Origin of the sequence: Halorubrum sp. ASP1 (assembly GCF_005435135.1) — an archaeon.
In the GTDB taxonomy this organism is placed as follows: Archaea; Halobacteriota; Halobacteria; order Halobacteriales; family Haloferacaceae; genus Halorubrum; species Halorubrum tropicale.
Genome location: NZ_SGUA01000007.1, coordinates 63665 through 77432 on the forward strand (window position 1 = coordinate 63665; position 13768 = coordinate 77432).

Genomic DNA, 13768 nt, shown 5'->3' on the forward strand with positions numbered 1-13768 from the left:
ACAAAAACGGTCCCCGGCTTGCCGATGCTCGGAGTGATCTCATTGTGTGAGGATCCAATTACGGCAAGTTAAATCGGGCGGCGTCGAAACCGCAAGGTAGTGTTGTGCCCCTGCTGTCGGACTATCTGTTAAGCCGCGCCGTTCACGGCGTGGAGGATGTCACTCGTTGAGTGCGGACTTGAGAGTCCTGCGGGCCTCAAGAACCGCATGAGGGTCGATCCCGACTTTCTCTGCTTCTTGTACCGCCTCGTCCAAGTGGTCGATGGCCTCCTCTACCTCGTCCGTTGCCGGTCTATCCTCTTCGTCTTCTGCGGCTTCAGAGATGACTTCAGCCAATGAGGAAAACGCGCCTTCGGCATCATCTATCTTGAACCCCTCACCGAGTTGGTGATTCCAGATGAAGATGTCTCGGTGATGGAGAGCCGGGAGCATGAATACAGTCCATTCATGATTCCGACTAAGCTCTTCAGTGTACTTATCATGGATTTCATCAACGTGGAGGGGTTCGTCAGGGAGGAGTTGTCGGGCTACTTCGGACTGAGCATTTATCCACTTGTCTACTTCTCCAGAGAGGGGCAGGGGGTGCGATTCAACCGTGTTGATTAGTCGTGGCATTGTGGGTGAGTTCAGGAGGGGTGGTATTTGAGCAACGCTTCACCCCTCACAGAAAATAAAACCTGACTGGTTGAAGACTGCTAGTAACGGCTTTTGCGCTTAGTTGTCTGGACTAGATCCGGTGAGAACTTGGTCGGTAGAAGTGTTGAGGTTGTTGTACTCTCGGGTGACCTCGTCGTGTTCTCGCTGATGTTGGACAGTAACCGGCTGTGTGTAGATCTTCACTCGATGAGTCTTTGACTTGTATCCGGTGTACTCAGTAAGAACTGTATAGCGGAAGCAGCCGTACTTATGCCGGGTCAGGTCTGTACCGGCCGCATTCGTATTGGGCTGAGCGTAATCGATGGAGATCACGGTGGGCCAGAACGTACTGTCGTCCGGGGCTAACGAACCTGAGAGGGACTCGCCCGGCAGGACCGTCGGCTCTGGAATTGCCTCTAAATGTCTTTCATCGATAGTCGGTCGCGCTCGGAGGTCGTCCATTAGACCTTCCACCGAACCGAACCCGGTTGCTGCTGTCCGCAGATCGTCTGTATTAAGGATGACTTCGGGCTGGTCAGCATCTCCTCGGGGATCGCTTATCGATGTGGAGATGGTAGGGTCGTCTGTCTCGGCTGCGCCGGCAGACTCGGCGTCGACGGCGAAGGACACCTGCCCATTTGCCGTGCTAAGGTGGTCCGATAGTACCAGTCCGGCGCGATCAAACGCAGAGATGATTCTAGAAAGGCCGCGACTCCCGACTGTCAACTCCTCAGGAAGCTCAATCTGATGCCCATTTGTCGGAACGGTTTGAAGAGCAGATTTGGGAGGGTGCTGGGAATCTGTTGGTGTTACGTTGACCGGTGAGACGAGGAATGCGTTGCTTCCTTTACTCACAACAGCTGGATTCGGCCCGCATCCGTATACGGTCGTCTTGCGGTGGTCAAGACCTCCAGATCCATTCACTAGACGGATCATCTGTTCGAGGCGCGAAGGGTTAATCCCGACCGCGCCGTCGCTTGCGGTGGCCGTCCACGCTCCAATATACGGAGTGAACTCTTCTCCAAATCGACTATAGTACTTCGGGAATGAAACTCGTTCGTACTCAACTGAATCGAGATATTCTTCGAGGCCATCATGGACATAGGCGACCTCACTAGCCTCAATTCCCTTCGTACTTGGAAGGCCGACGGTACCCACTGCTGGGTGCGGTGTGAGAATCTGTGCCCCGTTGAAGGGCTTGAGTACGGGGTCCCACACGACGCTCTTCTCAGTAGAGGGGTGAGAGGTTATAGGAGCTAAACCCTCTTCTGATGGGTCTAGTGCGATCGGAGAAGAGGTGTCGCTGTCTACCTCCCGATTGGGGATAACTCCTGCCCGAGTACCTTTGGTAATGCCTCCAGCGAATCGCTCGTTCCAGTGTTCGATCACTTCAGAGTCGGCTGGGGTCCCCCCGTCTGTACCTTGGCTTGGCTGTCCCGGCGAGGGATGGTCGGTGTTTTCATCGCCCGCTGTCGTGAAGTCGGTGAGCGTTCGATCTGCCATCTCAGCTATCGCAGAATCACAAATGCGGTGGGTGATTCAGAGGAAGTCATCGAGACCCGTAGAGACTGTTTCAGTTAAGTCGACAGCCTCCATCTGAGTTAAATCAGCTTCACTCGCGACTTCTGGGAGGCTGCTGATGTCCTCGAGTGAGTCGATATGTGTGAGTGCGCTGTCCGGGATGCTGCTGATATCGTCGTACTCGCCCATCTCGGCGGCCTGATTGACTGTTTCGAGCGTGGATGCCGGTTTGATAAGGATGTCGTTGAGAGTGCTGTAGTATCCCTTGTGGCTTTCAGATGCGAACTTCCCGCCGAAATCGCTGGTGAGGACTGCGCCCAAGCCGACATACAGGGGCCACATGGTGATTACCGTTGGCGACATGCCTAGACGCTGTGCGACGGTGGCAGCCGACTCTGCGTATTCTTCTGGGATCCCAAGGTGGGTGTAGAATTCTTCAACTGTGTACTTTGCGTCTGAGAAGTTGATCGGGGTTTTACGCGCTCGCGATACCAGTTCCGGGAGTCGGGACTTTCGCCTCTTGAGTTCGCTAATCGCATCGTCCCACCAATCACTCAGCGGTACTCGGTCGTTCTTCCGCTCGTGCTGAACGCTGTTGGGATTGCCATCGTGGCGACGGCGTTTTTCGAACCCGTCGGTAAAGAACATCGCGTTCTCCTCAGGGATGAGAGCAATGTCACTCACCCGGAATACACTCCCTCCGGTATGACTGTAGTTTGCGCACAGACCGAGGTGAACCTCTTGGTCGGCGTTGTTCGCGAGCTTGTCAGGGTCGGTGTCCGGCGTTTTGAATCCTCTCTCTCCCTCTTCTTTAGGTTCGCCTGCCGCTGCTTTCTTGGCTGCGTCAGCGAGGCCCTCAACGTCCTCTGGGTCACTGAGTGCCGACTTGAGGTCGACGCTAAGGTCAGGGAAGAACATGAAAACGTCTGCTGCCCCGCCCCACTTCCGTAGAGAGATTGCGCCGTAGACGTTCGTGTGGCCGTTTCGCTGGAGTGCTGCTATCGCACGCATGAGGGTTTCGGATGGCTGAATGATCGAGTATCGATCACTCGCGATTTGCCATCGGTACTCGACGTCGAAACCGAGTGCGGCTAATGCCTCCCGACGCGGGTCTCGAATGTCTTGGTGGCTCTCAACGGTGTCCAACTTCCCGCGGTCTCGCGTTGCACGCTGGTCTAGATTCACACCAAAGTCGCTGAGTTCCTCAAGATCGAGCCCGGACTGTTGGCGAATCTTCTCGACATCAGGCGTTCCGTCGTTGCCGACGAATTGGTTCTCTGCGAACAGCTCACCGCTACCGGCATCAGGAAGGACAGTCAGTGCCTCTTTCAGACTGCGATTAACGTCGGTGTAGAACGAACTTCGGCTAGAGAGTTCTTCAGGAGGGGACGCATTATCTACGGGGGTCAGGCCACAAAACGGGATCGTGGCTGCCTTCTTCAGGAGGTCGGTCGCTTTGATCGAGTCAGAGAGTTGCGTATTGACGGTGATATCGACGGTACGACTGGACGTGTCTTCGCTGCTGTATTTGGGATTACTCGACATGATGGGTTTGCGCTGTTACTGGTTCATCCGATGTGATTCGACGCGCACCTATTCACGCTGAAAAACCGCGGTGGAGTTACGCTGTCTGGAGAAGAGAGGTCTGTGCTGTCGGGACGTACTCGGACAGAGAAGTATCGTCCGCAGCAGAGGGTGGGGTATTACTATCCGGAGTCTGTGGGGAGTGTGAGTGGGACTCGACCACAGGCTCATCCTGCGACTCCATCTGCGCCGGCTGCGGCTTTTCTTCGGGGGATGTGATGATATGGCCGTAATTTTCTGCGAGGCCGACATTGAGCCTCACGACTGCTTCTGCTAGGTCCGTTGCTACACTTCGCAGCTCATCGACTGTGGGTGTAGCTGGGTAGTTCTCTGAGTCAGCTGTGTTGACGGTCTCTTCCCAGTTCGAGACGCCTTCTATATTGATGTTTGACTCCTCATTGGAGTCAAACTCGTCAGCAATCGTCGATGTTGTATTGTTCACTTGCGGGGATGGCTGTTTGTGAATAAGATCTCCGAGAGTGTCTTGAACTGCTACAAGCGTCTCGTGGGATGAAATGAAGTCTTGAGAAAGAGTAGTATTTAGATCGGAATGTTCGCTGTTGGTGTTCGTTGCGTGTTGGACGGCCCCAACAGCCTTCTGGACGTAGTCGCGGACGCACTCGAGATGGGATGCCGATGCTTGGCGGGTGTTATCCATCTTGACTCCCGGCCGGTCTAGTGTCCGAATAATCGTGTACACCGCTTCGAGGTGTTCAAGCGCGAACACGCCATCGCAGATCGCTTTCGTTGCGACAACCTGCTCTGCGGGAGTGCCGGGTCGCCCGGTCTTTGTCAGTGGACCTTCCGTGGAACGCGAGGTCTCGGCCCGCATTGCGCTTACTGCGCGTGGGTACACATCATCTGGTGGGTTTTCATTGTGGACTCCTACATCGATTGAGTTGTCATCTGAATCGTCGTGTGGTGTTGTCATGAGTACACTCAGAATCGGGCAGTTATCTCACCAGTACAAATGCGGTACTACGGCGTCAAGGCATCGTCCGGTTCATCTGTTGGTCAGAAAGCGAGAAGGACATTTGCGATGTTTAACCAACAAAACGATCTGACCAGCGGCTAGTTGTAGGTTAAATTGTCTGCGGTCCGAGCAGGTTGAGTGACTCAGGGGTGGTCTTGAGGTGGGTTACACTCAATCTGCTCGGGGTGCGCTGATTCTATCGACACTCTGGTAGTGCATTGAAACTTGATCGTGGGTGTCTTGGTAGATCTGATCGGCGACGTCGTCGAACATGCTGACAGGTGTACTATCGACTATCCGCCAAGTCCCGAGGATTGGATTGTAGTACATTACGACCGCGTTCGGAACTCTCCCCGTCAAATTTCGTTCAGACACGATAACGCTGATAATCCCGTCGTCAGGCGAGCCGTGAATGGCGAACGAGTTCTCGAACTGAGGCCATGATGAGAGTTTAGTGAAGTCGTCTGTAGATAATGGGCGATGACGGATGCAAAGTTTTGAGAAGTATCCCGGTGGAGCCTGCTGTTGGACCTCTGGCTGAGGAGACCGTGTCTCTGATGGGATCACGCGCTGACTGGTATCAGACCACTCTCGGAAGACTTTCTCCTCTCTTTGATCGTTGTGGAGGATGAGATCAAAATTGTCCTCTCTCGGCCCAACAACTTGCCACTCGTTCCCATTGTATGCGAGCGCTGCCACCTCGCCGTCGACCTCGGCGTATGCCCCAACAACTGAGCCGTTGGCATCTACCAATAGTGGATGAGCAAACCCGATGCCTTCCCGAGGGGGTTTCATTAGTCCGAAGAGTTCTACTGGTGAAACCGGTCGGTTATGAAGCTGCTCTAACGCCTTCTCCATGTATTGTGATATGTTACCCTCTTGGCTTCAATTGTGGGGGTAAGTTTCTACTGGGGTATTTGTCGGTTGAGCTCCTCTCGTGTCTTGATCATTCTGACAGACAGGGTGTCTGTAGATGCTGGGGGATCACTCAGGCAGACTGCTCGGTAGGTGACAACCGTTCGAGTGCTGCCAGACTCTCTGGATTCTTGCGGAGAGGTGGGATCGGTCTCAAATCCAATTGTTGAAACAGCACTTCGGGGGCGTCTGAGTGAGTCACCGAGCCAATAGTCTAACTCTTCAGCCGCGAACTTGCCGGCTGGCTTCTCACCGATGGCTTTTCGACGAGCTTCTCTGATGTTTTCAGGGGATTGCTCTCCTTCTTTCAGGCTCGCGAGCGTGGCGAATGGGACAGTAATTTCTATCCCAGATGCTGTCTCGAAACGGTGGGACTGCTTGCGCGGATCGTGGCTGATGTGACGTGCGAGTCGGAGCCCAAAACACGACTTAAGTACTGTGTAAACGCGGTTGAGCCCAATTTGTATGTCTGGTTGGTCTTCAGGAACAGTGAAGGGTGCTGTTGAGGTCTTGGGGGCCATCCCTGTCTGATTCGGCGAGTACTCTCCCGACTGTTTGGGGAGGGCTTCTCGAGTGGGCTTTGTGATATCCATCTGTGCGGGCTGGAGAAGCAGGCCCGTATCTGAAGTTGTAGTTGTATCTTCAATCAATATGGGATGCGCCCCGCTTGGTGTAATTCGTAGGTTCGGTGCCCGATATCGACCGCCCCCTGTGAAGAGTCGGACAAGCATCTCTAATCGGGTGGCAGTGATCCCGTAGGCCCCTCCGCGAGCTGCGACGCTCCGCCCCGTGATGATGGGGTCAAAGCGGTCAAACTCTGAGTAGAATTGTGGTAAATCAACGGGAGAACCCGTACCGAACACTTTACGATACTGAGATGCGCCGTCAGTAACACATGCGATCTCACGGGCTCTCAAAATGTGTCCTCCTACTTCGACCGCAGCCTGATCGTGACGAGCGGTGAGGATCTTAATACACTCGCCACTGGGGGCCCACTCATATGATACTGGCCCAGTGGATGTATCCCAAGACACCCTGTCAACGCCGCTAGAGTGGGAGCTCGTACTGTCATCAGGGCTGGCGGGTTCATTTGTCGACTGGGAAGATCCCGACTCTACTGGACTACCTACTAGTTGTTGCTGCTCAGTATCCGATTCGCCTGTTGGTCCAGCTTGGGTAGGATGTGGTGAAGACATGAATGAGTGAATGCGGGGCTATACATCTCACTCAAAAAAGGCAGTACAGAGGCCTAGTTAAGAGAAAAATCGCTAGGCTCGAATTCGACACCAGTAATCTGGTCATTCAACCACTCAATGAGGATCTCAGTGCTAGCGACGAGGAATTCAGAAGCAGCAGTAAGTAGAACGTTCGGCGCATCCCAGCAGCCCCAATTTCTATCAGTAAGACATGCCGTGAAGGCGGCGAAGGGGATATCGTGGGCCGTGAACAGGAAGATGACTGTAACCACCGACAGCGGGACCGTAAGTCGGTAGATGCCAATCTTTCTACCCACCTTCCGAAATGCGTAGATCGGTCCCGTTATAACTGCGAGAGGGGTCCTGTACCAGCGCTCGCGAGTCGCGTTCCAGATGTTCTCTGTATCCGTGGTTGAGGGGATTGAGTGGATGATAGCCGCGATCGCAACCCACCAGCTGACTAGCGCTGCGGCGATTACAGCTCTCCCAGAACCAGCGAGCTCTGAGAGAGAATACTGTAATAGAACCAGCGCGACAGAAACGTTCCCAATCACAGGCGCGATTGAGATGAGCAGCGACGTCAACCATGTTCGAGGCTTAGCATGTTGGACGTACCCCGGAGAACCAGTAAGTTGGAAATAGACCGTCTCTTTCACCGGGATATCGCACATGGCACACATCATCCGGTGAGAGAATTCATGGAGTATGATTCCCGGTGCTGTTGCGATACGGAAGCAAATCGAGTACCAACTTCGAGTGGTGGTGTTGAGCGATGAGTGCATTATATTCCAAATTCGTTCTGAGGAGTAACCGAGGGGAGAGTGTGTCCCCCGGCAGTAGCGTGTCTGTCTGGGATCGTGAATAGCACACACGAATTATTCCAGAACATGGTAGCCTCTCAATCCGTGCGATAAAAAGACTCGGGGGGAGTTGACGACTGGTAGTTAGTACTGAGTACTAACCAACTCAAACTTGCGAGATGTTCTCCTCCGACTGTTCAGTCAGTGGAGAGATTACTCCACGGTTGACGAAGTCGCGGAACTCTGTGAGTGACATCCGCGCGAGAGCCTCCAGATCACTAATTTCGATCGTCTCTGAAGTCCCCTCTGAGGGATTTTCCGGATTGGGCTTTAGCAGACGCATGTCGCCGTCCTGCTTGATGATACCGTACGCTTCTGTGCCCATATAGTCCACTTTCCCGACGAGAAGCGGTTGGGCGGGGTTGCGTTCATCCGGCTTACCGAAGTTGTGACACCTTGCCAGAGTAATCGCAACTGGGGGGATGTCGGGCTGTTCAGACTGCGAACGAGGACATTCAGTGCTGAAGTCCAGAACCGGGGTTGCGTGGGAATCGGTTGCATCTGCTTCCGAGACGAGCCCATCTGAGACAGGGTTCGTAGTTCGAAGGACCGCCCCAGTGACGCAGTCTGGGAGATTCTCTTCAATCTCTGGCTTGAGGTCCAGAATCAGGTGACGCATCCCACCGTAAGTCATGGTAGCGACTACTGTGGCAGCAATCCCGCTTGGGATCTTTTCGGCGGGGAAATCCGGACGAGAGGTGTCTTCTTCAATCTTTAGCCCTGCTTGATGGGCTTCCTTGCTTGATGTTTCCTCGCCCAGAGTCCCGTCAGGCCCGATTCCATGGCGGTACCGGGCACGGCCATTTGACTTGGGCTCTGCCGGCTCTTTGGAGCCTTTTGAGTCAGTGCTTGAGTCCGGCTCTGATGTAGACGTCTCACTACCGACATCCCCGGTAGTCTTCTCAGGGGCATAACCCAGCGGCACCGGAGACTCCCCGGTCACGCGGTAGAAGACGATCTCGTCTCCGGGACCGTATGTCCAGAGCTGGAGGTGCTGTTCTGAACTGATCGACTTGGGGGTCTTCGGGCCGCTGTTGGTAGGTGGTACGTCGTGTCGATTTCGCGGAGAGCTAGGCTGGTCAGTCATTGTAGTAGTGATCGATGGAAATTCGAGAGTTCGATGGTGTGCCCGTGGCAGACATACTGGGCCCTCCGTGGTGACTCGCTGGGTGAATTCCCAGCGGAAGGGGCAGATGACTCCGTCGGGAAGCCTCGGTATTTTGGGGCACGTTCGACGGGTAGAATTATAGGTTGATCGCATTTAAAGACCGGGCACGCAGATGGTACATTCACCCTAGAGGGCGAAAAGGAAAGCCTGCTGAGAGAGTCGGATGTTGAGTAGAGACCATCTTACCGGAGTCCAAATGCAAACAACGCGACCAATGCGATAACGCTGTAGAACGTCGAGGCCGCGCCGAGAATCACTCCAACAACTGGTATCAACGAGAAGATTAGTGAGGTCAGGACGAGGCCGGTAGCAGTCGAGAAAGCTATCACCCACAGAAGGAGATAACTGGGGCTGATAGTGCTGATAAGGATACTTGGTGAGCAAGCTGAAAGGAGGCTATTGTCTCTAACAGCGTTGACGAACCCAGCAGGAGTGAGGTACAGACCAAGGAACCCTGTCAGCAGAGCTCCGATCACCCACGTTGAAAGTGCAGGCATAGAGTCGAGTTCAAGCGGGAGATAGCCAAAGACAGCGAAGCGGGCCGTGAGCCAAACAAGTGAGGTGCCGACGATTATGGAGATACTCGGAAGGATGAGGGCGATAATGGCACGGCACCCCTCGATGAAGAGCCTGCCCCAGTCATTGAAGACGGGGGGTGGAGCATCTCGCTGAGCGTGAGCGGTGACACGCCACCCATAGCCAGCAATCAGAATCGTCGGCACTAGTGTTACTGAGAGGGCCGTGAGGAGGGCTCCGATGGCAATTGTTTGTCGCCACTGTTCTTGCTGGAAGACGTATGTGAATCCAGCTGTCGGTGAGACAGACTGGCCCCGAGCTTGGTATTCGGGGGGTGTTTGAGGGGTATTATCGACCATATCAAGATAGACGGACACAACTCTATCGATGTGTTCTGGTTACTTCCGGTTGCTAAATGTCCTATGTGGAACTGAACCGGTCACGAATCCCCCGCAAAAAAATGATCTGTACGAGGCTACTTGTAGTCGAGCGTCAGTCGTCGTTTAGGTCTAGCATCGACTTCGTCACGCCAGTCATGTAGTCTTTGAGTCCCGGGTTGTTTGAGACGTATTCTTTGATGCTATTCGCGGTATCTTCGTCAAGGCGACCCTGTTCATCAACAAGACTTTGTCTCGGTATCAGCGGCTTATCGCTGTGAGGCGAGTTGTTGAGGGCGTTGGCTTCGATCCGATCGGCCATATCTGCGCCTGAAGGGTTGCGTTTGCGTTCCCGAGCGGTGCGCTGGTTGCCCGCAGAGCTCGACTCGCTTGAACTGGAGGCGGACTGGTTACTACTTCGTTCTACATCGACACCGGCTTTTTTATCCACTTGAGCGGTGGGCACTTCTTGCCCGTTGCTTGTGTAGAACTTGTCAAGTTTAACGTCGTGAAGTGTGACTGAATCGCCTCGAGAAATGTTCGATGGAATATCTTTTGTCTGGTCGATCGTCCGGCCTGTCGCGTCTCGTTCAGCGTTGTTGGATGCAGCTCGCTCGTCTGTGTCTACACCCGAGTCCCAGATTGTAACCTTCAGCTGCTCACTCCCACCAGTGTTGTCTGGGTCGCTAACATAGACGATTTGGTCAATCCCATCATTCGTTTCGGATCGATTGACGGTGCCGGTTACCTCTCCTTCTACGGTCCCGCGAGACTCTTCCCAGTTTGAGTAGCCGCTGTAGCCTTCTCTTTCGTAGTGGTCGACGAGATCAGAGACATCTCCGACACCGATCGAACCAGATGTCGTGTATTGAGTTGTGTATCCGCTGCTTCCAGTTGCGACTTTTTCGGCTAGGATAGCCCCTTTTGTTTCCCGTTTGACCCGCTGTGTGTCAGCCCCTTGCTCTAGGTCGTTGACCTTCAGTTTTACAGCTTCTATATCTGAGGCATGGATTGTTCCCGCATCGAGTTCCATCCGCTTCATGAACTCATTGCGGACTTCGCGCTTTGTCTTGTGGTTAGATTTACTCGCGATATCCGCTACTTCCTTGTCGATGTTCTCTTGAAGTGGCTCCGAGAATGACCGATAGAGTTGATCTGCTCGAGCTGAGTCATACTGATACTCTTTAGTTGGGACCTGCGGCGCATTCCCGCCAATCGCGACATCGACGCGTTCGCCTGCGATGCTTTGCGTCTGCGTGTACGGCTCGTAGCTATCCCATGCCTCGTCTGGATCTTGCTTCCGTTTCGAGGGGGTATTTTCAGAGACAGCATGGCGATTCGCTCGAGTGCGGGCAACCTCTGCGACACCCGCCTCCTCATCTAACTCGCCGCCGTGGCGGGCTTTGAGTTCGTCGTGCTGTTGTTTCGGTTCAGCCTCTGCGATCATGAACCGCTCTTGCATTTCACTCACTGTCGTCGATGGGAGGTCCCAGTGATCATCGTCGACTAGTTCTCCCATCGACTCGTCGCCGGGGGCTGACGGGATACCGCCAGTTGCTGTGGCGTTGTCGTCGTTGCGCCAGTGAGGGTTGTCTCGGGCTTTTGCTGAGAGCCCGTACTCCATGTCGAACGATGTTGGTCGCGCGGCATCCCGACTCATCTCTGCTCCTTGCGCCTTCGAGATATTGCCTGTCTGCGGGCCTTGGCGCGGATCTGGGGCGGTGCTCATCCCAGCAGCTGGGTCACCAGCATCTCCGGTAGCCGGTTCAGTGTATCCGAATTCGTCGCTCCCCTCTGGATTGGGGTCAAGGCCGGGGCGTCGGTCGTTCTGACTGGCCGAGAGCCGACCGGGTGACGGGAGGTCATCGTCAAAGAATTCTGGTTCACCCTGCTCGTTTTCGGGGCTCGGTGTCTCGTCTGGGTCTACAGCCGAATACTTGGCTGCGTATCCATCAGGGTCAGATATCGTCTTGACTTCGCCGTCTTCCGTCTCGATAGTGAGTTCACTCAGAGGCTTATCAGGAACATCCCCTCGCTCTTCAGGCGTCGGAACGACTGGAGTAGGCTCGGAAGAAGCGTCCGCTATGTCCTTTTCATCAAGTATCTCGAGTTCTGGCTCAGGGTCATCGGCAGGGGTGCCTTCTTCCACTTCACCGAGCATCTCTTGTGCTTCTGGTCCGAGGTCTGCGATCTCTCGCATCCCGGCTGTTCCTGATTCTACTGTCGAGCCATCTTCCCCGTCGACGTCCAACTCGTCGTTGCGAAGTTCCTCTGCGGTCGGGGTAATGACAGATTCATTCTGCCATTCGGAGACGCCTTTCGTCCGGGCTCTTTCACTGGCTGACAATGGCTCTTCATCCGATTGTGCCGGGCCCTCAACCTCTTGAGGCTCATTTGACGCTTCTTCTGGTAGCGATCGGGACTCGAAGAGCTCGTCAAGTTGCTCCTCGCTCGGGGCATTCTCAACTGGAGTGTTCCCCTGTTCGTCTGCGTAGGGGTTGTCCTCCTCTGGATCGGGGACAAATTCGTCTAGGGAAGAAGCATCTGTTACTCCGTCTGTTGACTTCTCATCTGCGGCCTCGCGGCCTGCAAAATCCTCTTGTGTGTCTATTCCGCTCCCCTTTGTAGCGTGGGTTTGTCCCATTACAATCACCTGTACCCGCATGAAGACTTTCGACCGTGGCCGGTCTGTGTCTTCACGCGGCTACGTCTCGTTACTTCTGGCCACTCTGTCCACTGTCATAATACTTTGTCCCACTCACGCCTTCTTTTGACTTGCTGGCCGTCCTGTGATCTGTGAGGCACGGAGCCAACTTTTATTCGGAGGTGGCTGGATAATCCAGTTAATGTCAAAGTCAAATCCCAGTAGGAGGTATTTTCTGAGAGCTGGTGTAGTAGCCACGGCTGGTATTGCCCTTTCAGGGTGTTCGGAATCAACTGATAGTTCTGCGGACGGGGGCGAAGAGGGATCAGAGAGGGAATCGGACTCTTCGGGTGAGCCAGATACCGAATCGGCTGAGCCGGAGGAAGTAGAGCCAACAGAGCCTGACGAATCGCCGGCACTTGAGCACCTCCACGGCATTTCGGCTGATCTGAGGCCGCCTGATGATGGAGGCTATCATGACTTGCGATACGAGTGGGAAGCACTAGGCGACAGCTGGTATCTTGAGTTACAGATTCCAAAAGCGCTGGGAGAGTACTATGAGAATCGGTCTGGGACGAGCGGGGACTTCGACCAGTACCTTGCTGACACATATGATCGGGATACAGTTGGGGTAATCGTCGAGGAGTTCACCAGCTTCAAAGAGCGGTACGAGCTCACAAAGCCAGAGGTGGTCAATCTGGCTGTGGGGTTCGTACAGGGACTTCGATACACAGAAGACAGCGTCACAAGTTCGTACGACCAATACTCGAACTACCCGGTCGAGACGTTGATAAATCAGGGTGGAGACTGCGAAGATACTGCGATATTGATGGCGGCCCTTCTCCGGGAACTTGGGTACGGCTCGGCTTTACTTGAGTTGCCAGCTAACTCACCAGACCACATGGCAATTGGCGTTCTAGGCGATTCGAGTATTAACGGGACGTACTACGAAGTAGACAGTGATCGCTACTACTACCTTGAAACCACTGGGGAGAACTGGGAGGTAGGTGAAATCCCGGATGAGTACTCAGATGCTAATGCGGCTATCAGTGAGGTTGGGCCACATGCGTCTTTGATCTATAATTGCGAGACACGGTATGATGAGGAAGTTGGCGAGATCGTGTTGGAGTCGACAGTGTGGAACGTCGGTGACTCAACAGCGCTCTCTGGAAAGTTCTATGCCGAGTTCGAAAACAGGAGCGAAACGACTCAGGAAGCCGCTTCACACCAAATCGGGTTTTTAGAGCCCGACAATGCTGAAGACTTCGAGCTGAGACTACAGCCCCCAGAAGCTGAAGCCCTTCGGCTGAGAACAACCGTGACACTCGATGGAAGTTTCCACGAGTCCAGCGTTAGTGAATACCAAGACCCTATTTGA

The 13768-nt window shown here is 54.2% G+C and carries 10 protein-coding genes; 1 reads left to right on the forward strand and 9 read right to left on the reverse strand.

The annotated features are described in order from the left end of the window. Nucleotides 1-159: 159 nt before the first annotated feature. From EXE48_RS11670 to EXE48_RS11710, 9 genes are all read right to left on the reverse strand, one after another. The gene (locus tag EXE48_RS11670) at nucleotides 160-615 is read right to left on the reverse strand and encodes a hypothetical protein (RefSeq protein ID WP_137711506.1); all 456 of its coding nucleotides are present in this window, start codon (nucleotides 613-615) and stop codon (nucleotides 160-162) included. 99 nt (nucleotides 616-714) lie between these two features. After that, nucleotides 715-2139, reverse strand: a complete 1425-nt coding sequence (locus tag EXE48_RS11675) for a hypothetical protein (RefSeq protein ID WP_137711507.1) — start codon at nucleotides 2137-2139, stop codon at nucleotides 715-717. Nucleotides 2140-2175: 36 nt separating this feature from the next. Further along, nucleotides 2176-3702, reverse strand: coding sequence for a hypothetical protein (locus EXE48_RS11680; protein WP_137711508.1), 1527 nt, complete (start codon nucleotides 3700-3702; stop codon nucleotides 2176-2178). A gap of 76 nt (nucleotides 3703-3778) precedes the next feature. After that, nucleotides 3779-4672 (reverse strand): hypothetical protein, encoded by an 894-nt coding sequence (locus EXE48_RS11685; protein WP_137711509.1) that lies wholly within the window; start codon nucleotides 4670-4672, stop codon nucleotides 3779-3781. Between the two features lie 213 nt (nucleotides 4673-4885). Beyond that, nucleotides 4886-5572, reverse strand: coding sequence for a hypothetical protein (locus tag EXE48_RS11690; protein ID WP_137711510.1), 687 nt, complete (start codon nucleotides 5570-5572; stop codon nucleotides 4886-4888). 1306 nt (nucleotides 5573-6878) lie between these two features. Further along, a complete protein-coding gene (locus EXE48_RS11695) occupies nucleotides 6879-7379 on the reverse strand; it encodes a hypothetical protein (protein WP_342764970.1) in 501 nt (166 codons plus the stop codon). Between the two features lie 412 nt (nucleotides 7380-7791). After that, nucleotides 7792-8772 (reverse strand): hypothetical protein, encoded by a 981-nt coding sequence (locus EXE48_RS11700; protein WP_137711512.1) that lies wholly within the window; start codon nucleotides 8770-8772, stop codon nucleotides 7792-7794. A gap of 263 nt (nucleotides 8773-9035) precedes the next feature. Further along, nucleotides 9036-9728, reverse strand: a complete 693-nt coding sequence (locus EXE48_RS11705) for a DUF4013 domain-containing protein (protein WP_137711513.1) — start codon at nucleotides 9726-9728, stop codon at nucleotides 9036-9038. Between the two features lie 133 nt (nucleotides 9729-9861). Further along, nucleotides 9862-12390 carry a hypothetical protein gene (locus EXE48_RS11710; RefSeq protein WP_137711514.1) on the reverse strand — a complete coding sequence of 843 codons (2529 nt, stop codon included), beginning with the start codon at nucleotides 12388-12390 and terminating at the stop codon, nucleotides 9862-9864. A gap of 202 nt (nucleotides 12391-12592) precedes the next feature. Here EXE48_RS11710 and EXE48_RS11715 point away from each other — a divergent pair, with 202 nt between their 5' ends. Further along, nucleotides 12593-13768 (forward strand): transglutaminase-like domain-containing protein, encoded by a 1176-nt coding sequence (locus tag EXE48_RS11715; RefSeq protein ID WP_137711515.1) that lies wholly within the window; start codon nucleotides 12593-12595, stop codon nucleotides 13766-13768.